Source organism: Glutamicibacter sp. AOP38-B1-38, from assembly GCF_052377485.1.
Lineage (GTDB): Bacteria > Actinomycetota > Actinomycetes > Actinomycetales > Micrococcaceae > Glutamicibacter.
On sequence record NZ_JBQSWU010000024.1, the window covers coordinates 1 to 22,744 of the forward strand.

A 22,744-nucleotide genomic window follows, 5' to 3' on the forward strand; every position below is an offset into this window, starting at 1 on the left:
GCGCGGTGGTGGTGCTGCTGCCCTGGGGTGCCAGGTTGTGGCGCGACTACCTTTCGGAGAGAAGCAATCGGCAGGCCGCCGCGCAGCGGGCAGACTTTGCCGCGCATCTGCACGACTCGGTGCTGCAGACGCTGGCCGTGATCCAAAAACGCAGCGATGACCCGGCAGCGGTGCGAACCCTGGCGCGCGTGCAGGAACGCGAACTGCGCGCCTGGCTCTATGAGACCGAAGAGCTCGATGAGAAAGACGTGGTCGTGGAAATCCAGACCGAGGCCGACAATGTAGAGAAATTGATGCTGCGGGATGTCGATGTGATTACCGTCGGCAATGCCAGGGGCTTCGACGGACAGCAGTCGCTCGTGGCGGCGAGCCGGGAAGCGATGATGAATGCCGCAAAACATGCCGAGGGAAGAATCTCGGTGTTTGTCGAATGCAGCGAGCTGCTCATCGAGGTGTTCATCCGGGATCGCGGAAGGGGATTCGACGTAGACGGCATCGACAGGGACCGGTATGGGGTGCGCGAATCGATTATCGGACGGATGCAGCGGGCCGGCGGGCAGGCAGCTATTCGCAGCGGCGAGACGGGCACCGAAGTAGAGTTGAAAATGCCAAGGAACAGCAGTCAGGAAGATACGGAATCATGAGTAGCGAACAGCAGAACTTCACGGTGGTGTTGGTAGACGACCATGGAATCTTCCGCTCCGGGCTCCGCGCGGATCTCGGTGAGGACCTGCGCATTGTCGGTGAGGCGGGGTCCGTTGAACAGGCTATCGAAGTCATCGAAAGCCAGCGGCCGGACGTGGTCCTGCTCGACGTGCACCTGCCCGGCGGACGCGGCGGCGGGGGCGCGGAGGTCTTGCGCGGTTGCGCGCACCTGTTGGGAACCACCAAGTTCCTGGCGCTGAGCGTTTCGGATTCGGCGCAGGACGTGGTCACGGTGATTCGGGCCGGGGCCCGGGGCTACGTGACCAAGAGCATTTCCGGAGCCGAAATCTCGGACGCGGTGCGCCGGGTGGCCGGGGGAGATGCGGTGTTCTCGCCACGGCTGGCGGGCTTTGTGCTGGACGCATTCGGCGGTGCAAAAGTGGCCGAATCGACCGGCATCGACGAGGAACTGGATCTGCTCTCGGACCGGGAACTGCAGGTGATGCGCCTGATCGCCCGCGGCTACAGCTACAAGGAGGTGGCCAAGGAGCTGTTCATCTCGGTGAAAACCGTGGAATCGCATGTCTCAAACGTGCTGCGCAAATTGCAGCTCTCGAATCGCCATGAACTCACGCGCTGGGCGGTGGACCGGAAGATCCTCTAGGCGTTAACGAGTGCGGGCCCGATCCGGTGGATCGGGCCCGCAATGTCCGGATGCCGCTCTACTCGGCTTCGCCCAGCAACCGGGCCATCCGCGAGACGCCCTCGGCCAGGTCTGCATCGCCCAGCGCATAGGACATGCGGATATAGCCCGAGGGGCCAAAGGCTTCGCCCGGTACAACCGCGACTTCCGCCTGCTCCAGGATGAACGCGGCCAGCTCGGCGCTGGTGTTGTTCACAACGCCGCGGATCTTCTTGCCCAGCAGCCCGCGCACGTCCGAGTAGGCGTAGAAGGCACCTTCAGGCATCGGGCAGTGCAACCCGTCGATGGCGTTCAAGCCCTCGACGATGGCCAGCCGGCGGCGGTTGAAGGCGACCTTCATCTCCTCGACGGCATCCAAGGGGCCGGCCACGGCGGCCAAGGCGGCACGCTGGGACACATTGGCCACGTTCGAGGTCGCATGGGACTGCAGGTTGGTGGCAGCCTTGATGACGTCCAGTGGGCCGGCCATCCAGCCCACACGCCAACCGGTCATGGCGTAGGTCTTGGCCACGCCGTTGAGGATGACCACCCGGTCTTCGAGCTCCGGAACCAGCGTTGCAATGGAGCTGAAGGAGGCGTCCCCATAGGTCAGGTGTTCGTAGATCTCATCGGTGACTACCCACAAGCCCTTTTCGGCCGCCCAGCGGCCGATTTCCATGATCTGCTCTGCCGTATAAACCGCGCCGGTAGGGTTCGAGGGGGAAACGAAGAGCAAGACCTTGGTACGCTCGGTCAGCACGGACTCAAGCTGCTCGACGGTGACCTTATAGCCCTGCTCGGGGCCGGCGAAGACGGATACGGGCACCCCGCCCGCCAGCTGCACCGACTCCGGGTAGGTGGTCCAGTAAGGAGCCGGAATGATGACTTCGTCTCCCGGGTCAAGCAGTGCGGCAAAGGTGTTGTAGACCGCCTGCTTGCCGCCGTTGGTCACCAGCACCTGCGCGCCAGCCAGCTCGTATCCGGAGTGGCGCAGCGTCTTTTCGGCAATCGCTTCGCGCAGTTCAGGCAGGCCCGCCGCGGGGGAGTACCGGTGGTTCTTCGGATCCTGGGCGGCCTTGACCGCTGCCTCGACGATGTAATCCGGTGTTGGGAAGTCCGGCTCGCCGGCGCCGAAGCCGATGACTGGACGACCGGCGGCCTTGAGCGCTTTCGCCTTGGCATCAACCGCTAGCGTTGCGGACTCGGAAATGGCGCCGATGCGGCGTGAAATTCTAGACATAGAAAATGCATCCTGACGGTTACGTAAGCTGCTGTTAGCTCCAATCCTAGTTCCCAGTATTTGCCGATGCTCAGTGAAATTGAAAAATGACACCAAGTGGTCACTAACTGGTGGTCAGAATGCGGTGTGCGACACACAGGGTGCAGTCAGTTCGACATTTGCTAGTTCGTTGCGTAAAGTTATTTCTCGTTGCTGAGACATCGCAACCGACATGGAAAAGTCCTGATCGGCTAAGATGTTCTCAGTAAGAGCGGTAGCTCAAAGGGTAGTGGCGCAATTGGTAGCGCAGCGGTCTCCAAAACCGCAGGTTGCAGGTTCGAGTCCTGTCTGCCCTGCGCAGTAGCGATGGTAATAATCGCACAGCGAATCTCAAATCACGGTGTGTTGTGGTCGGTCAGGCTGCGGCGCACCGTGATTGTTTCAACTGGCCAAAAAAATTGAAACGAGGATCAGGTTGAGCGAATCAGCTGCCGTAAACTCCGGAAATGGTGAGAAGGCAAAGAAGGGCTTCTTCGGACGCATCTTCCTATTCCTGCGCCAGGTAATTTCAGAACTGAAGAAGGTCGTTACCCCAACGCGTAGCGAGCTCATCAATTACACGCTGGTTGTAATCGGTTTTGTTTGCGTCGTTATGCTGATCGTTACGATCCTTGACTTCGTACTGGGCCAAGGCTCGATCCTCCTGTTCACCAATCAGCCAGAACAGTAATTTATTTGCCGCGGCGGTATAATCGCCCGCAGGTAGTAGATGTCATTCAGTCAAAGAAAGCAGGAGCTGCAGTGTCCGACAAGGAACTCGAACCGCAGATTAATGACGAGGTCGAAAACGAGTTCGTTGAAGCTGATGGCGCGCAGGTAGAAACCGCCGCCGAGGTTGCAACCGACGAGACCGAAGCTCCAGCCGTTGTTGCTGAAGAAGCCGTTCAGGGCGAAGCCGACGAAGATGAAGCTGCTGAAGCAGACGTTCAAGATGTAGCCGACGAAGACGAAGCCGCTGAAGACGTCGAGGATGAAGCCGACGAGGACGAAACCGCTGAAGCAGACGACGTCGATGTTGTCGCCGCGCTCAAGGAAGAATTCCGCTCGAAGCTGCGTCGCCAGCCGGGTGACTGGTTCGTCATTCACACCTACGCAGGTTACGAAAACCGCGTGAAGCTGAACCTCGAGACTCGTATCCAGACCCAGGACATGGACGATTTCATCTATGAAATCCAGGTTCCGATGGAAGAGGTCGTTGAGGTCAAGAACACTCAGCGCAAGATCGTTCGCCGTGTGCGCATCCCGGGCTACGTCCTGGTTCGCATGGAACTGACCGACGCTTCTTGGGGTGTCGTTCGACACACGCCAGGTGTCACCGGATTCGTTGGAAACGCCCATGATCCCAACCCGCTGAACCTCGACGAAGTGTTCTCCATGCTGGAGCACACCGTGGTGGATCCGGTCGAGCAGCCATCGGCTTCCAAGCCGGGACGCTCGCCAATCACCGAAGTCACCGTCGATTTCGAAGTTGGCGAATCGGTTACCGTCAACGATGGTCCGTTCGAGACCATGCCGGCGACGATCTCGGAAATCAAGCTGGAATCGGCACAGCTGGTAGTCCTCGTTTCGATCTTCGAACGCGAGACCCCAGTGACCTTGAACTTCAACCAGGTCACCAAGATCCAGTAGTATTAAGTCTTCGTGCCCCATTCCGTTTGCTTTACGGGGTGAGGGCACGTCCGGCTGTCGCGCCACGACGGCCACAACCCGCAGCACGCTCCTGTGTTGTGGGAACTGCAAGAGTATAAGGACCCGACATGGCCCCAAAGAAAAAGGTCACCGGACTCATCAAGCTGCAGATCCAGGCAGGCGCCGCTAACCCGGCTCCGCCAATTGGTCCTGCACTTGGCCAGCACGGCGTCAACATCATGGAATTCTGCAAGGCTTACAACGCAGCGACCGAGTCGCAGCGCGGTAACGTTGTACCAGTTGAAATCACCGTGTATGAAGACCGTTCATTCACCTTCATCACCAAGACCCCTCCAGCAGCAGAGCTGATCAAGAAGGCTGCTGGCGTTGCCAAGGGTTCAGCTACCCCGCACACCGTCAAGGTTGCCAAGCTGTCCCAGGCTCAGGTTGAAGAAATCGCCACCACCAAGATGGCTGACCTCAACGCCAACGACTTGGCTGCCGCCTCGTTGATCATCGCCGGTACCGCCCGTTCCATGGGCATCACCGTCGAAGGCTAATTTTTAGCTTTTCGTAGTTCACTTCGGTGACTGCAACAAAGAATTTAATCTAAGGCGAGCAGGGAACACCCTGTCCGCCCGTGGCAGGACCGGGCGCGGTCCATATGACCACGACTGCATAAGGAGATAACGCAGATGGCAAAGCGCAGCAAAGCATACGTAGCCGCCGCGGCCAAGATCGTGGCTGACAAGTTCTACGATCCAACCGAGGCAATTGTCCTGGCTAAGGAAATCGCAGGCGAAAAGACTAACTCCACCGTTGAGGTAGCTTTCCGTTTGAGCGTTGACCCACGCAAGGCTGACCAGATGGTTCGCGGTACCGTGAACCTTCCACACGGCACCGGTAAGACCGCCCGCGTGGTTGTCTTCGCCAATGGCGACAAGGCCGAAGCTGCAATCGCAGCCGGCGCCGACTTCGTCGGCTCGGACGACCTGATCGAAAAGATCCAGGGCGGCTGGACCGACTTCGACTCGGCCGTAGCAACCCCAGACCTCATGGGTAAGGTTGGCCGCTTGGGTAAGATCTTGGGTCCTCGTAACCTGATGCCAAACCCTAAGACCGGCACCGTGACCATGGATGTCGCCAAGGCTGTTAATGACATCAAGGGTGGCAAGATCGACTTCCGCGTCGACAAGCACGCCAACCTTCACTTCATCATCGGCAAGGCTTCGTTCGAAGCCAAGCAGCTGACCGAGAACTACGCAGCAGCTTTGGAAGAAGTGCTTCGCTTGAAGCCTTCCTCCTCGAAGGGCCGCTACATCTCGAAGGCAACCGTTTCGACCACCTTCGGTCCAGGTATCCCTGTTGATTCGAACGTAACTCGCGTCGAGGCCTAAAGCCCAACGAGCGCTAAAACCGCGGGACAGACCAGAGAGATCTGGTCTGTCCCGCGGTTTTTGTTTTCCCACTCCTCGATTACCTGGCACAGGCTAACCAATCGTCTGCAGGCCTAGTCAAAAGCTTGTTCGACGTCCGCGCCTGGCTAGCTGCAACGGTGGTGGCGGTAGCGTAAATCGCTCACGGTTCGTTCTGCTGCTTTGCAACCAGACTGCTAGCGAAACCGGTGCTGACTAGAGGATAATCATCTGGCGAAAGCTTCTGGACGCCAAAGATGTGAATTCTCTGAACTGCAGCCGTTATCTACCTGTGATCTGTTCCGTTGCCGCAATGAGTAGTGATAGGCTTAAATCACCGACTTGATCGGCGGTTTCTACATGGGCCCCCCAAGACCATGTAGAAGCTGGATGCGGAAGTTTCCCCAAAACTTTTGTGTCGACAAGTAGCCTGTTGCCAGCGTCCCCCAAGTGCTGGCTTCAGGCCTTGTCACTTTAACGGCCATCTAGTGATTCGAATCATGCGCGCCGTGGCGCCATTGGATTTGGAAGATGCTGCGGTGGCCGTTTAGACTAGAGATACCGAAGACCGTCGGCCGAGTGCGTGCTTGCACAAACTCCTAAGAGCTCGAACGAGCGGCCAACGCCGGTTTCATAGATTTATTTTGACTTGATGTAGTGGATATGCCCTGTGCTCCTGCGCGGGGCCTTTTTTATGGGCTCCGCCGGTTATGAAACGGTACCGAACAAATCCCCGGAAGGAGTGTTATGGCAACGCCTACCAAGACTGTAGCGATTGAAGAAATCACTGCAGACTTCAAGGAATCAACTGCGGCTGTCTTGACTGAATACCGTGGGCTTACCGTTGCACAGCTCAAGGAACTTCGCCGCTCACTTGGTCAGGAGACCAAGTACACGGTTGTGAAGAACACCTTGACCGCTATCGCAGCGAAGGAAGTTGGCATCGATGCATTCGATGGTCAGCTTTCCGGTCCGACTGCAATCGCCTTCATTAAGGGTGACGCAGTTGCTGCCGCAAAGAGCCTCACGGAATTTGCCAAGGCTAACGAGAAGCTTGTCGTCAAGTCCGGCTTCTTCGAGGGCAAGGCCCTTGATCATGCTGGCATCGCTGCTTTGGCAGCTTTGGAATCCCGCGAAACTCAGCTCACTCGCGTTGCTGCAGTACTGCAGGCTCCGGCCGCCGCAGCTGTACGCGTGGTGGACGCTTTGCGTCTGAAGCTAGAAGAGGACGGCGGCGCTGCTGCCGAGGAAGCTCCGGCAGAAGCCTAAGCTTTCGCGACTCTCTCGCATCGTAAACCCAATTCATAGGCCCCAGGGCCAAAATCGAAAGGACGCCGACCATGGCGAAGCTCAGCACTGAAGAGCTGCTTTCAGCATTCAAGGAAATGACCATCATCGAGCTCTCCGAGTTCGTGAAGGAATTCGAGGAGACCTTCGAGGTTTCCGCAGCTGCTGTTGCAGTTGCAGGCCCAGCAGCCGGTGGCGAAGCCGCAGCTGAAGAGCAGACCGAATTCGACGTTATCCTCGAGTCGGCTGGCGACAAGAAGATTGCAGTCATCAAGGAAGTCCGTGGTTTGACTTCCCTCGGCCTGAAGGAAGCCAAGGAGCTCGTTGACGCTGCTCCAAAGGCTGTTCTTGAAGGTGCCGCAAAGGACGCTGCCGAGAAGGCAAAGGAAGCTCTCGAAGCTGCCGGCGCAACCGTCTCGGTTAAGTAGTAAGTTCAGCGGTCACTCGCAACTTATTACCAAAGGGTTCATGGACTTCGTGTCCATGGGCCCTTTGGTCGTTAACGGGGCAAAATCTCGTGCCACAACTTTATAAGTTTATAACGTTTCTATTAACAGGGTTTATTCAAGTTCATTGTTTACAGTGAATATGTGTCAAAAACTGAAACGCAGGAATCCAAGAAGTCGGGTGCACGGCTAGGCTTGCTAGACGGGCTGCGTATTAGTGCCGCCCTGATCGTCGTGCTCTACCACTACACCACCTGGGGGCATAGCCACTGGGGCGTCAAAGCACCAGATGCGTGGCCGGTGTTGTCGGAGTTCACTCGGTACGGCTCGATCGGCGTACAACTTTTCTTCCTGATCTCTGGATTCGTGATCCTGATGTCCGTTCAGGGGAAAAGCATAATCCACTTCATCGGATCAAGACTTGGCCGGCTGTATCCGGCTTATTGGCTGGCAGTGATCGCGGCGGCGATTCTGACCTTTAAAATCTGGCCGGCCGAGAAGGACGGACGCAGCGGCGGGGATATCGTCCCGAACCTCACCATGGTCCAGCAGGGTATGGGGGTCCGGGATCTCGACGGCGTCTACTGGACGCTGTGGGTGGAATTCCGTTTCTACGTATTGCTCGGATTGCTGCTGGTATTGGGACTGGTGAAGACCAAAAACATCATGTGGCTGGCGTTCATCTGGCCGGCTCTGGGAATCCTCTTGCATGTGGCGGAGATGCCTAAGATGCAAGATTGGTTTGCCGGTCAGTACGCGGCTCAGTTTGCCGCGGGCATGGTCTTGTTCCTGATCTATCAGAACGGCCATACCCTCGGACGCTGGGCCCTAGTGGCTTTCAACACCGTAGTATCTGCCTACTTCACGGGCCTCAAGGGGAGCTTCGACAGCGACTTCCTTTCCGGCTTGACCGTGCCGTCCTGGCATTTCTCGGTACTGGCGGTGCTGTGTGTGGCGTTGCTGGCGCTCTGCGTACTCACTCCATTGAAGTACGTTCAGGCTCGTTGGCTAGTCGTGGCAGGATCGCTGACCTACCCTCTGTACCTGTTCCACCAGCTCTGGGGCTGGTGGATCATTGACTCGCTGAGCGCCAGCGTGAACAAATATGTGCTGCTCGTCTTGACCATAAGTCTCATGCTGATCGTGGCCTACCTCGTTGCTCGCTTCGTGGAGAAGCCCGTGGGCCTTTGGCTGCGCAATGAATCAATCAAGTCGCTCACCGCACTCAACGGTTGGGCCAAGAAGCTTCCGCTACCAGAGGCCATAGCTGCTAGTCGGGAACGGAAATATCAGCAATCGTGGCATCAAAGCCGGTAACCAAATCGCGCGGATGAACGAGCAAGCCGTGCTCGGGTTCACCGCAGCCCAACGCGATGACTTCCGGAACAGGTTCTTGGAAGACACTGGAATCAATGTAGAGCGGCAAGACCGTGTGCGAACCAAACGGAGTGATGGTTCCATGGACATAACGGGTAACGTCATAAGCTATATCCGCCTCTGGCAGGGAAAGCTTGTTGACTCCAACCTCGGCCCGCAGCTTTGGCCAGCTCAATTTGCGACCACCTGGGATCAGCGCAAATAAATACGTGTCGTCGGAACGCTTGATGACTAGCGTTTTGAGCAGATGCGCGGGAATGACGCCCAGCAATTTAGCGGCTTCTTCCAGCGAGGAAGCAGCTTCACGCGGCACTATTTCAATCGAGATATCCCGGCGCGAAGCATCGAGGCTGACACGGGTGAGAGCTTCATTGACCTTTGACTGATTCATGTTCTTCACTCCTGATTGTTCATTGCTGTTCTCTGGCGGGTTAGAGTTCGAGCGGTAACTGCGGCGTTCAGTGCCAGAATCTGGTCGTGTAACCCTACCGCTTTCTTCTCGAAGAGCTTTATCCTTTCCCCGAGGCTAGCTCATATTCATCACGATTTGGAGACATGGGGCGCATAAACGATGGGTACTAGCCAAAACAGCGAGCGGCGGGAGTCCCGCTGCTCGCTGTTTTGGCCTCGTGAAAATTTCGATTAGCTATGCACGTCCTGCGTTTCCAACGGATCGCCCTGCTTTTGATTACCGTCATAGTCATCGGTGCCGCCGGCCGGTACGGCTTTGCCTCGCACGAAGAACCAATAGCAAATTGCCAAGAGGGCTATCCACGCGACGCCTGTGAGCAAAGCGCTGCGAGTCTGCGGAACGATACCAATCATGATGATAACGAAGACCATGAACGCTACGGCAACGTAGCTTCCCAACGGCCACAACGGCACCGGGAAAGCCGAGGGTGCAAGATTGTCGCGCATGATCTTGCGTTTCATCGCGACATGCGAAATCAGGATCATTAACCAAACCACGACCGTCGCGAAGGTGGCGAGGGCTGCGATCAAGAAGAATATCTGGTCCTTGAACCAAATGTTGAGCAGAACGCCGATCAGCAATGCACCGATCATTGACATTGACGTCACCCAGGGGACCCCGTTGGCGGTGGTCTTGGTAAATACTTGCGGTGCCTGTCCAAGCCGCGCCATCCCGTGGATCATGCGACCGGCACCGAATATATCCGCGTTAATTGCCGACAAGGCCGCGGTAATCACAACGAAGTTCAAAACGTGAGCCGCTGAGGAGAGCCCGATGCTTGAGAAAATCGAGACGAAGGGGCTTTCCTCCCCATTGATCGTATTCCAAGGCTGGATGCTCATGATGACGCCCAGGGTCAGCACGTAAAACAGCAGAATGCGTACGGGCACCGAATTGACCGCCTGCGGGATGACCTTTCGAGGATTCTGCGCTTCTCCGGCGGTAATGCCAATAACCTCGGTGCCACCGAAAGCGAACATCACAATGGTGAAGGACATCAGTACGCCCCAGATGCCCTGCGGCATGAATCCGTCGTGTGCGAAGAGATTTGAGATTCCGGCGGCGTCTTCGCTTTGATTGCCGAGCCCGAAGAGGATGACCAAGACTCCGCCGGCGATCATCGCGATGATCGCGACCACCTTGATCAGCGAAAACCAGAATTCCAGCTCGCCAAAAACCTTGACCGAGAGCAGATTCACCGCTGCAATGAAGAAGACCACCGCGAGGACCCAGATCCAGCGTTCAACGTTGGGGAACCAGAAGCCCATATACACGCCAAAGGCTGTCACATCCGCCAAGGCCACGACGAACATCTCGAAGGTGTAGGTCCATCCGGTGGCGAAGCCGGCAAAACGTCCGACATACGTAGATGCATAGCTGCCGAAGGAGCCTGAGACCGGATTTCGAACCGCCATCTCGCCCAGCGCACGCATGACCATGAAGACCACGGCGCCACCAACAAGATAGGCGAGCAGTACAGCTGGGCCAGCCATTTGTATGGCTCCTGCCGAGCCATAGAACAGTCCCGTTCCAATGGCTGATCCTAGCGCAATGAATCGTATATGCCGAGTACTCAAGCCTCGTTTGAGGCTCTGGGCTGGTTGACTGGTTCTCACTGCTCTCCTTGGAAAACTAGGGGATTCGAGCGGGAGCTGGAATATCGGATTCCTGGGCGTCCCCGTCGAGCTACCTGTCTATGTAATCGTGATCACAGGGTCGGCAGTAGGGACTTTTTGATCAGCAGTCCGGAATTTCAGACGACACCAGGTTAAGCGTTTGTCGTTGCCGAAAGAGTGCGTCAGGCCAGAATTGCGACGCAAGTCGATACCGAGAACATAGTCTCCATGGACGTGCAAGAGCGGGGGAGCGGTCTTCCGGATAATTAATAAAGATTCGCAGGCGAAGCGCATGGGCCGCGAGAGTGGCTAAATCAGATGCCGAGTGGGCGTTGTGAGTAACAACACAGCAAGGCGGCGCGAAGCCCACGGGAAAGCGAGTGATTTCTGAGTGGCCGCGCTTCGAAACCCTGAGGTGGGTGATTATTTGCCAGTTCACGTGGGAAAACGCTTAGGCGTTGGAGGAACTGGGTTTGGCCGAGGTTGTCGCCGGGGCAGGCGTGCGCTTGCGAATTTCGAGAAATTTCCGGCGACCTAAAAGGCGGCAAGAAACTATAGCACGAATCTCTCCGGCGGATATCGACAAGCTTAAAATACTCCGGTAGAGTAGAAATTTGCGCCATACCTGTTTGCGCGCGGCCTTCATATAGCGGTGGGTTCGCGTCGTCACACGAGGGCTTGTCCTATGACAGGCACCTTAGCACGGTTGGCGTTCGGAAACCTGACGGTCTTTGGAAGGATCCATCTTGGTCGCCTCGAGCAACCCTAACAACCAAACCGCTAGTTCGGCTCGCGATGCTGCATACGCTGGCCGACTTTCTTTTGCAAAGATTCACGAACCCCTTGAAGTGCCTAACCTGCTGGCATTGCAGACTGAGAGCTTTGACCGCCTCATCGGCAATGAACTCTGGAAGGCTCGTCTAGCCAAGGCCGAAGCCGCTGGTGACACCAGCGTGCCAGACACCTCGGGCTTGGCTGAAATCTTCGAGGAGATTTCCCCGATCGAAGACTTCCAGGACACCATGTCCTTGAGCTTCTCCGATCCGGAATTCGCTGACCCAAAGTACTCCATCGCTGAGTGCAAGGATCGCGACGCTACTTACGCGGCACCGCTGTATGTCAAGGCCGAGTTCATGAACAATGAAACCGGCGAGATCAAGCAGCAGACCGTCTTCATGGGCGATTTCCCACTGATGTCCGACAAGGGCACCTTCGTCATCAACGGCACCGAGCGTGTTGTTGTGTCGCAGCTGGTCCGTTCCCCTGGTGCGTACTTTGAGTCCGCTCCGGACAAGACCAGTGACAAGACCATCTACTCCTCGCGAATCATTCCTTCGCGCGGCGCCTGGTTCGAACTGGAAATCGACAAGCGCGACCAGATCGGTGTGCGCCTGGACCGTAAGCGCAAGCAGTCGGTCACCGTGTTGCTCAAGGCCCTTGGCTGGAGCGAAGAGAAGATCCTGTCCGAGTTCGGTCAGTACGACTCGATGCGTGCCACCTTGGAAAAGGACAACATCAAGGACCAGAACGAAGCGCTTCTGGATATCTACCGCAAGCTGCGTCCGGGCGAGCCGCCAACGGTTGATGCCGCACAGGGTCTGCTGCGCAACATGTACTTCGAGCCAAAGCGCTACGACCTGGCCAAGGTTGGTCGTTACAAGATCAACCGCAAGCTGGGTGTCGAGACTCCGGTTGACGCCGAGAGCCCTGCCGTTCTGTCGGTAGACGACATTGTCGCCATGATCCGCTACCTCGTTGCATTGCACGCAGGCGAGAAGACCATCTCCGGCACCCGCAAGGGCGAGATCATCGACGTATCGGTTAACGTGGACGACATCGACCACTTCGGCAACCGTCGTATCCGCGCCGTGGGCGAGCTGATCGAGAACCAGATCCGCACCGGTCTTTCGCGTATGGAGCGTGTTGTGCGCGAGCGCATGACCACCCAGGACGTCGAAGCGATCACCCCGCAGACGCTGATCAACATCCGCCCGGTGGTAGCTGCCATCAAGGAGTTCTTCGGTACTTCGCAGCTCTCGCAGTTCATGGACCAGAACAACCCGCTAGCCGGACTGACCCACAAGCGCCGCTTGTCGGCACTGGGCCCAGGCGGTCTGTCCCGTGACCGCGCAGGCATGGAAGTTCGCGACGTTCACCCGTCCCACTACGGACGTATGTGCCCAATTGAAACTCCCGAAGGCCCGAACATTGGCCTGATCGGTTCGTTGGCTACCTACGGCCGGATCAACTCCTTCGGCTTCATCGAAACCCCTTACCGCAAGGTAGTGGACGGCGTTGTCTCCAACGAGGTCGAGTACCTGACCGCAGATGACGAGCTGCAGCACTTCATCGCACAGGCCAACGCTCCGCTGGGCGAAGACGGCCGCTTCGAAGAAGATGCCGTCTTGGTCCGTGAAAAGGGCGGTGGCGGCGAGCCCGTCATCGTTGAGCCGAGCGAAGTGACCTTCATGGACGTTTCGCCGCGCCAGATGGTGTCGGTTGCCACCGCGCTGATTCCATTCCTCGAGCACGATGACGCGAACCGCGCACTGATGGGCGCCAACATGCAGCGCCAGGCTGTGCCGCTGTTGGCTTCCGAGTCGCCACTGGTTGGTACCGGCATGGAGAAGTACGCCGCAATTGACGCCGGCGATTCCGTGGTCGCACTGAAGCCAGGTGTTGTCACCGAGGTTTCCGCAGACCTGGTTGTTGTCATGAACGATGACGGCACCGAGTCGATGTACCCGATCATGAAGTTCGCACGCTCGAACCAGGGCAACGCGTACAACCAGCGCGTACTGGTCACCGAGGGCGATCGACTGGAATTCCAGTCGATCATCGCCGACGGTCCTTCGACCGACAAGGGCGAGCTATCCCTGGGTAAGAACCTGCTCGTGGCATTCATGTCATGGGAAGGGCACAACTTCGAGGATGCGATCATCCTTTCGCAGCGCATGATCTTCGAGGACGTGCTCACCTCGATTCACATCGAAGAGCACGAAGTCGATGCCCGCGACACCAAGCTTGGTGCCGAGGAAATCACCCGCGATATCCCGAACGTCTCCGAGGACATCCTCTCCCAGCTTGATGACCGCGGCATCGTGTACATCGGCGCCGAGGTTGAAGCAGGCGACGTCCTGGTTGGCCGTGTCACTCCTAAGGGCGAGACCGAGCTGACCCCGGAAGAGCGCCTGCTGCGCGCGATCTTCGGTGAGAAGTCCCGCGAAGTGCGCGATACCTCGCTGAAGGTGCCGCACGGCGAGTCCGGTACCGTCATCGGCGTGCGCATCTTCGATCGCGACAACGATGATGACCTGTCCCCAGGCGTGAACCAGCTGGTCCGCGTGTACGTGGCACAGAAGCGCAAGATCACCAACGGTGACAAGCTTGCCGGCCGTCACGGCAACAAGGGCGTTATCTCCAAGATTCTTCCACTTGAGGATATGCCTTTCCTCGAGGACGGAACCGCGGTTGACGTCGTGTTGAACCCACTGGGTGTGCCAGGTCGAATGAACGTCGGCCAGGTTATGGAAATCCACCTGGGTTGGGCTGCCAAGCAGGGCTGGAATATCGAGAACGAGCCGGCTTGGGTGCGAAACCTGCCGAACCTGCCTCGCCAGTCCGGTCCGACCACCGTGTCCACCCCGGTCTTCGACGGTGCCTCGGAAGAGGAAATCCGCGGAATCCTGGATTCGACGAACGTCACTCGTGACGGTGAGCGTCTGATCGGCAACACCGGTAAGACCCGCCTGTTCGACGGTCGTTCCGGCGAGCCATTCCCGGATCCGGTATCCGTTGGCTACATGTACATCTTGAAGCTTCACCACCTGGTGGACGACAAGATCCACGCACGTTCCACCGGTCCATACTCCATGATTACCCAGCAGCCACTTGGTGGTAAGGCCCAGTTCGGTGGCCAGCGCTTCGGTGAGATGGAAGTTTGGGCCCTGGAAGCTTACGGCGCCGCTTACACCCTGCAGGAACTTCTGACCATCAAGTCGGATGATATCCACGGTCGTGTGAAGGTCTACGAAGCCATCGTCAAGGGCGAGAACGTTCCGGAGCCAGGTGTTCCAGAGTCGTTCAAGGTGCTCATCAAGGAAATGCAGTCGTTGTGCTTGAACGTTGAGGTACTTGGTACCGACGGCAACACTATCGAAATGCGTGAATCGGACGAGGAATCGTTCCGTGCAGCGGAAGAGCTGGGCATCGACCTTTCCCGGTCGGAGCCAAACTCCGTAGAGGAGGTCTAGGTTCCACCGCTGCCTTGAGCGGCCCGCGGGCCCAGCGAGCGTAGCGGCTCACCAAGACTTACTTATTCGTATCGACTTCAGACACCAAAGAAGAGAGAAAAGGACCCTATGTCCAGCGATTCCTCATTCGGCCTCATGCGCATTGGCCTTGCTACCGCAGAAGAAATTCGCGGTTGGAGCTACGGCGAAGTCAAGAAGCCGGAAACCATTAACTACCGCACCCTGAAGCCAGAGAAGGACGGACTTTTCTGCGAAAAGATCTTCGGCCCTTCCCGGGACTGGGAATGCTACTGCGGTAAGTACAAGCGTGTACGTTTCAAGGGCATCATCTGTGAGCGTTGTGGCGTCGAGGTGACCCGCGCTAACGTTCGCCGTGAGCGCATGGGACACATCGAGCTTGCCGCTCCAGTGACCCACATCTGGTACTTCAAGGGCGTTCCATCGCGTTTGGGCTACCTGCTGGATCTGGCTCCGAAGGACCTCGAAAAGGTCATTTACTTCGCTGCCTACATGATCACCAGCGTCAACGAAGAACGTCGCCACGCCGAATTGCCTAACCTGCAGGCCCAGCATGATCTGGAACTGCGCAACCTGGCAAACAACGCGGAAGCCGACAAGAAGGCCATCGCCGCCGAGCTCGAAACCGAGCTTGAGCGCATGGAGGCCGACGGTGCCAAGGGCGCCGAGCTGAACAAGGCTCGCACCCTGGCAGAGAAGACCGTGCTGCAGATCGACAAGCGCGCGAAGCTCGAAGCAGAGCGCCTGCGTGCGGTCTGGGAACGCTTCAAGGGCCTGAAGGTCGCTGACCTTGAGGGCGATGAAGGCCTGTACCGCACCATGCGTGAGAAGTACGGACTGTTCTTCGAAGGCTCCATGGGTGCAGAATCGATCCAGAAGCGCCTGCAGAACTTCGACCTTGCCGGCGAAGCCGAACTGCTCAAGAAGATCATCGACGAGGGCAAGGGCCAGAAGAAGGCCCGTGCACTGAAGCGCCTGAAGGTGGTTAACGCCTTCCTGGTCAACCAGAACTCGCCAGAGGGCATGGTGCTGGATTCCGTTCCGGTGATCCCACCAGAGCTGCGTCCGATGGTTCAGCTCGACGGTGGCCGTTTCGCCACCTCGGACCTGAACGACCTGTACCGCCGCGTGATCAACCGCAACAACCGCCTCAAGCGCCTGCTGGATCTCGGTGCCCCCGAGATCATCGTGAACAACGAAAAGCGCATGCTCCAGGAAGCTGTTGACTCGCTGTTCGACAACGGTCGTCGTGGCCGTCCGGTCACCGGACCGGGTAACCGCCCGCTGAAGTCCCTGAGCGACATGCTCAAGGGCAAGCAGGGTCGTTTCCGCCAGAACCTGCTCGGCAAGCGTGTTGACTACTCGGGCCGTTCGGTCATCGTGGTTGGTCCGCAGCTGAAGCTGCACCAGTGTGGTCTGCCTAAGCAGATGGCCCTGGAGCTCTTCAAGCCGTTCGTGATGAAGCGCCTGGTTGACCTCAACCACGCACAGAACATCAAGAGTGCCAAGCGCATGGTCGAGCGTTACCGCCCACAGGTTTGGGATGTTCTCGAAGAGATCATCACCGAGCACCCGGTACTGCTGAACCGTGCACCTACCCTGCACCGTTTGGGCATCCAGGCGTTCGAACCTCAGCTGGTCGAGGGCAAGGCATTGCAGCTGCACCCGCTGGTTTGTGCTGCCTTCAACGCCGACTTCGACGGTGACCAGATGGCAGTCCACCTGCCGCTGAGCCCAGAAGCCCAGGCCGAAGCGCGCATCCTGATGCTGTCCTCGCACAACATCTTGAAGCCTTCGGACGGCCGCCCGGTGGCACTTCCTTCGCAGGATATGATCATCGGTCTGCACCACCTGACCACCAAGCGCGCTACCGAAGCCGGTGCCGGACGCACCTTCACCTCGGTTGCCGAAGCCATTATGGCAATGGACCTGCGTGAGCTGCACCTGAACGCACCGGTCAAGATCCGCGTACCGAACTTCGTTCCTTCCGAGGAGCAGCCAGCTCCGGAAGGCTGGGAGCCAGGCACCGATGCGCTCTTGGAGACCTCGCTGGGCCAGGTGTTGTTCAACGACACCCTGCCAGCGGACTACCCATGGGTTGCCCACGTGACCGGCAAGGATGCGCTTTCGGAGATCGTCAACGATCTGGCCGAGCGCTACCCGAAGATCACCGCCGCCGAAACCCTGGATAACCTGAAGGATGCCGGTTTCTACTGGGCAACCCGCTCGGGCGTCACCGTGGCAATCTCGGATATTACCTCGAATATGGACAAGGCAGCCATCCTTGCTCCTTACGAGGTTCGTGCCGCAAAGGTTCAGGCTTCGTTCGATAAGGGCTTGATTGCCGATACCGAACGCCGCCAGGACCTGATCGACATCTGGACCAAGGCTACCGATGAGGTTGCCGAGGCGATGAAGAACGGCATGGAAGAGCTGAACACCATTAACCGCATGGTGACTTCCAAGGCTCGTGGTAACTACCTGCAACTGCGGCAGATCGCCGGTATCCGTGGTCTGGTGTCCAACCCTAAGGGTGAAATTATTCCTCGCCCGATCAAGTCTTCGTACCGCGAAGGCCTGTCGGTTCTGGAGTACTTCATCGCGACCCACGGTGCCCGTAAGGGTCTGGCCGATACCGCGTTGAAGACCGCTAACTCGGGTTACCTGACCCGTCGTCTGGTGGACGTTTCACAGGACGTTATCGTGCGCGAAGAAGACTGTGGCACCCGCCGCGGCCTGACCGTGCCGATCGCCAACAACTCCGTTGGTGTGCGCATGATGCACGAAACCGTCGAGAACTCGGCGTACACCCGCACCCTGGCCACCGAGGCCAAGGACGCGGAGGGCAACGTGCTGGCAGCAGCCGGCGCCGATGTGGGCGACGTGCTCATCGACCAGCTGTACGCAGCCGGCGTCGATGAGATCCGTGTCCGCTCCGTGCTGACCTGTGATTCGGCCGTGGGAACCTGTGCTCTGTGCTACGGTCGCTCGCTGGCCAGCGGCAAGACCGTGGACATCGGCGAGGCTGTGGGCATTATCGCCGCACAGTCCATCGGTGAGCCTGGTACCCAGCTGACCATGCGTACCTTCCACACCGGTGGTGTTGCATCGGCTGACGATATTACCCAGGGTCTGCCTCGTATCCAGGAACTGTTCGAAGCCCGTACCCCTAAGGGTGTGGCTCCGATGTCCGAGGTCACCGGTCGCGTGTCGATCGAGGACGACGAGAAGCAGCTGCGCGTTGTGGTCACTCCAGACAACGGCGACGACAAGCAGGCCTACCCGGTTCTGCGTCGTGCTCGCCTGTTGGTTGAAGAGGGCGAAAGCATCATCGCCGGTACTCAGCTCACCAGCGGTACCCTGGATCCGAAGCAGGTTCTTCGAGTCCTCGGCCCACGTGAAGCTCAGAAGTTCTTGGTCCGTGAGGTCCAGGACGTGTACCAGTCCCAGGGTGTAGGCATCCACGATAAGCACGTGGAAGTCATCGTCCGCCAGATGCTGCGTCGCGTCACCGTCATCGAATCCGGCGAAACCGACTTGCTTCCGGGCGAGCTGGCCGACCGTTCGCGCTTCACCGCTGCGAACAAGAAGGCAGTCACCGAGGGCAAGCGCCCGGCCGCCGGTCGTGACGAGATGATGGGTATTACCAAGGCATCGCTTGCCACCGATTCATGGCTGTCGGCTGCTTCCTTCCAGGAAACCACCCGCGTCCTGACTCAGGCTGCGATGGAAGGCAAGTCGGATCCATTGCTGGGTCTGAAGGAGAACGTGATCATCGGTAAGTTGATCCCGGCCGGTACCGGTTTGGATCGCTACACCCAGATCAACGTCGAGCCAACCGACGAAGCAAAGGCAACTTTGTTCACCGGTTCTTCGGCCTTCTCTTCGGGCCTGTACGACGATGCACTGGAGGGCAACCTTTCGCCAGAGTTCCAGGCCATCTCGATGGACGACTACGACCACGGTTCAGACTTCCGCTAAACACGGATTCTGACTAGTTAGTCAAAACGCCCGCCGGTACCTCGTGTGCCGGCGGGCGTTCCATTTAAGCGCAGACCAATTAGTAGATATATCAGTGGGGGAATAGTCTACTAAAGCTGCCGCGCCAGAGGCGAGGCTGCTGGATTCACCCCGTGGTCACCTGCGGTATCGCCGCCGTTCAGCTTGGCTCGATAGGATCAGTGCATTGGTGAGATAGCTTACGGAAACTAGAGCGATGGCGGTTTAATGCTAGACTGAGATCAATTGTTTTAGGTGTGGCAAAATGGACTCGGTCCGGGTTGCGGGCAGGTTGCGCAACAAATGCCACACTTTCGCACGCCTAGGGACTTTCTGTTCCTGTTGGCCGCAAAGCAAGCAGCTAGCTCCACAACTTCGCAGATTCTGTTCGGTTGTGGTGCCGACAAACTTAGACAATGGAAGGACACGAAAGTGCCTACTATTCAGCAGCTGGTCCGTAAGGGCCGCTCGCCTAAGGTCGTCAAGACCAAGGCTCCTGCCCTCAAGGGCAACCCAATGCGTCGTGGCGTATGCACCCGTGTGTACACCACCACCCCGAAGAAGCCTAACTCGGCTCTGCGTAAGGTCGCACGTGTGCGCCTTGCCGGTGGCATCGAAGTTACCGCTTACATTCCAGGTGTCGGACACAACCTGCAGGAACACTCCATCGTGCTCGTTCGCGGTGGTCGTGTAAAGGACCTCCCAGGTGTTCGTTACAAGATTGTACGTGGTGCTCTTGATACTCAGGGTGTTAAGGGTCGTAAGCAGGCTCGTTCCAGCTACGGCGCGAAGAAGGATGGTAAGTAATGCCTCGTAAGGGTCCGGCGCCAAAGCGCCCACTAGTTTCTGATCCGGTCTTCGAATCCCCATTGGTCACTCAGCTGATCAACAAGGTTCTCGTTGACGGCAAGAAGTCCACTGCAGAGCGCATTGTTTACGGTGCACTCGAAGGTGCGGCCGCAAAGTCCGGCACCGACGCTGTGACGACTCTCAAGAAGGCCATGGATAACATCCGCCCGGCCCTCGAGGTTCGTTCACGCCGTGTTGGTGGCGCTACTTACCAGGTTCCCGTCGAGGTCAAGCCAGGCCGCGCAACCGCACTTGCACTGCGCTGGTTGGTTGGCTACTCGAAGGCTCGCCGCGAGAAGACCATGATCGAGCGTTTGATGAACGAGATCTTGGATGCATCGAACGGTCTGGGTGCCGCTGTGAAGCGTCGCGAAGACACTCACAAGATGGCCGAGTCCAACAAGGCCTTCGCCCATTACCGCTGGTAAGAACCGCTTGGAATTGCTGGGTGTCAAAAGGCACCCAGCCAATCCTAGCCTCACCTTTTAGGGAGACAACGTGGCACAGGACGTGCTTACTGACCTGAATAAGGTCCGAAATATCGGCATCATGGCACACATCGATGCTGGTAAGACCACTACTACTGAGCGCATCCTGTTCTACACGGGTGTGAATCACAAGCTCGGTGAGACCCACGACGGTGCGTCGACCACCGACTGGATGGAGCAGGAAAAGGAACGCGGTATCACCATTACCTCCGCGGCCGTGACCTGTTTCTGGAACAACAACCAGATCAACATCATCGACACCCCTGGCCACGTTGACTTCACCGTTGAGGTGGAGCGCTCGCTGCGCGTGCTCGATGGCGCCGTTGCCGTGTTCGATGGCAAGGAAGGCGTTGAGCCTCAGTCTGAGACCGTTTGGCGTCAGGCTGACAAGTACAACGTTCCGCGTATCTGCTTCGTCAACAAGATGGACAAGCTGGGCGCTGATTTCTACTTCACCGTAGATACCATCGTCAAGCGCTTGGGTGCCAAGCCATTGGTGATGCAGCTGCCTATCGGCTCCGAGCACGAATTCACCGGTGTGGTCGACTTGATGACCATGAAGGCATTCGTCTGGGAAGGCGACTCCAAGGGTGACGTCACCATGGGTGCCGCCTACGAGACTCGCGAAATTCCTGCAGACATGCAGGCTAAGGCCGACGAGTACCGCGCCAAGCTGGTTGAGGATGTCGCCGAGGGCTCTGACGAGCTCATGGAGAAGTTCCTCGAAGGCGAAGAGATCAGCAATGATGAGCTCAAGGCCGGCATTCGCAAGATGGTCATCAACTCGGAGATCTACCCGGTCTTCTGTGGTTCGGCCTTCAAGAACCGCGGCGTGCAGCCAATGCTCGACGCAGTGATCGATTTCCTGCCAAACCCACTTGACGTGGGCGCCATGGTGGGCCACGATCCAAAGGACGAAGAGGTCGAGCTGACTCGCGAGCCTTCCGAGGATGCACCATTCTCGGCACTGGCTTTCAAGATCGCCGCGCACCCATTCTTCGGCCAGCTGAACTTCATTCGCGTTTACTCGGGCAAGGCATCATCTGGTACCCAGTTGCTGAACTCGACTAAGCAGAAGAAGGAACGCGTTGGCAAGCTCTTCCAGATGCACTCCAACAAGGAGAATCCGGTTGACGAGATCCACGCAGGTCACATCTACGCCGTGATCGGCCTGAAGGATACCACCACCGGTGATACCCTTTGCGATCCAGCGAACCCGATCGTGCTTGAGTCGATGTCGTTCCCAGCACCAGTGATCTTCGTGGCCATCGAGCCTAAGACCAAGGGTGACCAGGAGAAGCTGTCGACCGCTATCCAGAAGCTGTCTGCGGAAGATCCAACCTTCACCGTTTCGTTGAACGACGACACCGGCCAGACCGAAATCGGCGGCATGGGCGAGCTTCACCTGGATATCCTGGTGGACCGCATGAAGCGCGAATTCCGCGTGGAAGCCAACGTGGGTAAGCCACAGGTCGCGTACCGCGAAACCATCAAGAAGGCTGTGGAGAAGGTTGACTTCACCCACAAGAAGCAGACCGGTGGTTCGGGCCAGTTCGCAAAGGTCCAGGTTTCGTTCGAACCTCTAGAGGTTGTCGACGGAGTTACCTACGAGTTCAAGAACGCCGTCACCGGTGGTCGTATCCCTCGTGAGTACATCCCATCCATCGACGCCGGTATCCAGGACGCCATGCAGTACGGCATCCTTGCTGGTTACCAGATGGTCGGCGTGAAGGCTACCGTCATCGACGGTGCTTACCACGACGTTGACTCCTCGGAAATGGCGTTCAAGATCGCTGGCTCACAGGTATTCAAGGAAGGCGCACGCCGCGCTAACCCAATCCTGCTTGAACCACTGATGAGCGTCGAAGTTCGTACCCCGGAAGAGTACATGGGCGACGTTATCGGCGACCTGAACTCCCGCCGTGGCTCGATCACCGAGATGTCCGATGCAGCTGGCGTGAAGGTTATCAATGCCCACGTGCCACTGTCGGAGATGTTCGGCTACATTGGTGACCTGCGGTCCAAGACCCAGGGTCGTGCAGTGTACTCGATGACTTTCCACAGCTACTCTGAGGTCCCGAAGGCAGTTGCCGAAGAGATCATCCAGAAGGCCCGCGGCGAGTAATCGTCTAGGAACCAAACTTGGCCGTGACCCCGCCAGTGTGGGGGAGTGGCCGATCGCGAAGCCGGCTTTATTGCCAATGAAGCCGGCCTCGCAAACGGCCAACGAGGGATTTGCATCACATGCAGGGCCCGCGCAGGACCGAAATTTTCGTAAATATCCAAGCC

The 22,744-nt window shown here is 57.9% G+C and carries 17 protein-coding genes and 1 tRNA gene; 15 read left to right on the forward strand and 3 right to left on the reverse strand.

Annotation, left to right across the window (positions count from 1 at the left end; translation table 11 throughout):
* Together ACT3TP_RS13835 and ACT3TP_RS13840 are read left to right on the forward strand one after the other, a co-directional pair.
* The coding region (locus tag ACT3TP_RS13835) for a sensor histidine kinase (protein ID WP_444620838.1) at window positions 1–644 on the forward strand (644 nt) is incomplete at its 5' end.
* Entirely contained in the window at window positions 641–1,309 is a 669-nt protein-coding gene (locus ACT3TP_RS13840; protein ID WP_096283724.1) for a LuxR C-terminal-related transcriptional regulator, read from the forward strand. The genes ACT3TP_RS13835 and ACT3TP_RS13840, both read left to right, overlap by 4 nt.
* 58 nt (window positions 1,310–1,367) lie before the next feature.
* On the opposite strand, the gene ACT3TP_RS13845 is transcribed toward ACT3TP_RS13840, so the two are convergent.
* Window positions 1,368–2,567, reverse strand: coding sequence for a pyridoxal phosphate-dependent aminotransferase (locus tag ACT3TP_RS13845; RefSeq protein WP_444616365.1), 1,200 nt, complete (start codon window positions 2,565–2,567; stop codon window positions 1,368–1,370).
* A gap of 262 nt (window positions 2,568–2,829) precedes the next feature.
* On the opposite strand from ACT3TP_RS13845, the gene ACT3TP_RS13850 reads away from it, so the two are divergent.
* The 8 genes from ACT3TP_RS13850 to ACT3TP_RS13885 all read left to right on the forward strand — a co-directional run bounded on the left by ACT3TP_RS13850 (window position 2,830) and on the right by ACT3TP_RS13885 (window position 8,700).
* Window positions 2,830–2,902 (forward strand) — tRNA-Trp (locus tag ACT3TP_RS13850).
* A 119-nt stretch (window positions 2,903–3,021) separates the two neighbouring features.
* On the forward strand, window positions 3,022–3,276 hold the full coding sequence (gene secE, locus ACT3TP_RS13855; RefSeq protein WP_096283720.1) for a preprotein translocase subunit SecE: 255 nt from the start codon (window positions 3,022–3,024) through the stop codon (window positions 3,274–3,276).
* A gap of 71 nt (window positions 3,277–3,347) precedes the next feature.
* The gene (gene nusG, locus ACT3TP_RS13860; protein WP_096283718.1) at window positions 3,348–4,235 is read left to right on the forward strand and encodes a transcription termination/antitermination protein NusG; all 888 of its coding nucleotides are present in this window, start codon (window positions 3,348–3,350) and stop codon (window positions 4,233–4,235) included.
* A gap of 128 nt (window positions 4,236–4,363) precedes the next feature.
* Entirely contained in the window at window positions 4,364–4,795 is a 432-nt protein-coding gene (gene rplK / locus ACT3TP_RS13865; protein WP_096283716.1) for a 50S ribosomal protein L11, read from the forward strand.
* 135 nt (window positions 4,796–4,930) lie between these two features.
* Entirely contained in the window at window positions 4,931–5,632 is a 702-nt protein-coding gene (gene rplA / locus ACT3TP_RS13870) for a 50S ribosomal protein L1 (RefSeq protein ID WP_096283714.1), read from the forward strand.
* 765 nt (window positions 5,633–6,397) lie between these two features.
* A complete protein-coding gene (rplJ, locus tag ACT3TP_RS13875; RefSeq protein ID WP_096283712.1) occupies window positions 6,398–6,919 on the forward strand; it encodes a 50S ribosomal protein L10 in 522 nt (173 codons plus the stop codon).
* A 71-nt stretch (window positions 6,920–6,990) separates the two neighbouring features.
* Window positions 6,991–7,365 carry a 50S ribosomal protein L7/L12 gene (gene rplL, locus ACT3TP_RS13880; RefSeq protein WP_096283710.1) on the forward strand — a complete coding sequence of 125 codons (375 nt, stop codon included), beginning with the start codon at window positions 6,991–6,993 and terminating at the stop codon, window positions 7,363–7,365.
* Window positions 7,366–7,527: 162 nt separating this feature from the next.
* Window positions 7,528–8,700: an acyltransferase family protein gene (locus ACT3TP_RS13885; RefSeq protein ID WP_444616369.1), complete on the forward strand. Its 1,173-nt coding sequence runs from the start codon at window positions 7,528–7,530 to the stop codon at window positions 8,698–8,700.
* Here ACT3TP_RS13885 and ACT3TP_RS13890 read toward each other — a convergent pair.
* Window positions 8,654–9,151, reverse strand: a complete 498-nt coding sequence (locus ACT3TP_RS13890) for an aminoacyl-tRNA deacylase (protein ID WP_096283706.1) — start codon at window positions 9,149–9,151, stop codon at window positions 8,654–8,656. The genes ACT3TP_RS13885 and ACT3TP_RS13890 overlap by 47 nt on opposite strands.
* 251 nt (window positions 9,152–9,402) lie before the next feature.
* Window positions 9,403–10,848 carry an amino acid permease gene (locus ACT3TP_RS13895; RefSeq protein ID WP_444620839.1) on the reverse strand — a complete coding sequence of 482 codons (1,446 nt, stop codon included), beginning with the start codon at window positions 10,846–10,848 and terminating at the stop codon, window positions 9,403–9,405.
* 746 nt (window positions 10,849–11,594) lie between these two features.
* On the opposite strand from ACT3TP_RS13895, the gene rpoB reads away from it, so the two are divergent.
* The 5 genes from rpoB to fusA all read left to right on the forward strand — a co-directional run bounded on the left by rpoB (window position 11,595) and on the right by fusA (window position 22,580).
* Window positions 11,595–15,101 (forward strand): DNA-directed RNA polymerase subunit beta, encoded by a 3,507-nt coding sequence (gene rpoB, locus ACT3TP_RS13900; protein ID WP_096283782.1) that lies wholly within the window; start codon window positions 11,595–11,597, stop codon window positions 15,099–15,101.
* Window positions 15,102–15,209: 108 nt separating this feature from the next.
* Window positions 15,210–19,100, forward strand: a complete 3,891-nt coding sequence (locus tag ACT3TP_RS13905) for a DNA-directed RNA polymerase subunit beta' (RefSeq protein WP_444620840.1) — start codon at window positions 15,210–15,212, stop codon at window positions 19,098–19,100.
* A gap of 450 nt (window positions 19,101–19,550) precedes the next feature.
* On the forward strand, window positions 19,551–19,925 hold the full coding sequence (rpsL, locus tag ACT3TP_RS13910; protein ID WP_096283780.1) for a 30S ribosomal protein S12: 375 nt from the start codon (window positions 19,551–19,553) through the stop codon (window positions 19,923–19,925).
* Window positions 19,925–20,395: a 30S ribosomal protein S7 gene (rpsG, locus tag ACT3TP_RS13915; RefSeq protein WP_096283700.1), complete on the forward strand. Its 471-nt coding sequence runs from the start codon at window positions 19,925–19,927 to the stop codon at window positions 20,393–20,395. Before rpsL ends, rpsG begins: the two co-directional genes overlap by 1 nt.
* Before the next feature lie 70 nt (window positions 20,396–20,465).
* Entirely contained in the window at window positions 20,466–22,580 is a 2,115-nt protein-coding gene (gene fusA / locus ACT3TP_RS13920; protein WP_096283698.1) for an elongation factor G, read from the forward strand.
* Window positions 22,581–22,744: the final 164 nt, after the last annotated feature.

Excerpts from the sequence above, each read along its gene's own strand:
- ACT3TP_RS13890 (WP_096283706.1), bottom strand. The coding sequence starts at position 9,151 with ATGAATCAGTCAAAGGTCAATGAAGCTCTCACCCGTGTCAGCCTCGAT.
- ACT3TP_RS13905 (WP_444620840.1), top strand. The coding sequence starts at position 15,210 with ATGTCCAGCGATTCCTCATTCGGCCTCATGCGCATTGGCCTTGCTACC.
- ACT3TP_RS13845 (WP_444616365.1), bottom strand. The coding sequence starts at position 2,567 with ATGTCTAGAATTTCACGCCGCATCGGCGCCATTTCCGAGTCCGCAACG.
- rplJ (WP_096283712.1), top strand. The coding sequence starts at position 6,398 with ATGGCAACGCCTACCAAGACTGTAGCGATTGAAGAAATCACTGCAGAC.
- rplA (WP_096283714.1), top strand. The coding sequence starts at position 4,931 with ATGGCAAAGCGCAGCAAAGCATACGTAGCCGCCGCGGCCAAGATCGTG.
- rplL (WP_096283710.1), top strand. The coding sequence starts at position 6,991 with ATGGCGAAGCTCAGCACTGAAGAGCTGCTTTCAGCATTCAAGGAAATG.
- rplK (WP_096283716.1), top strand. The coding sequence starts at position 4,364 with ATGGCCCCAAAGAAAAAGGTCACCGGACTCATCAAGCTGCAGATCCAG.
- rpsG (WP_096283700.1), top strand. The coding sequence starts at position 19,925 with ATGCCTCGTAAGGGTCCGGCGCCAAAGCGCCCACTAGTTTCTGATCCG.
- ACT3TP_RS13840 (WP_096283724.1), top strand. The coding sequence starts at position 641 with ATGAGTAGCGAACAGCAGAACTTCACGGTGGTGTTGGTAGACGACCAT.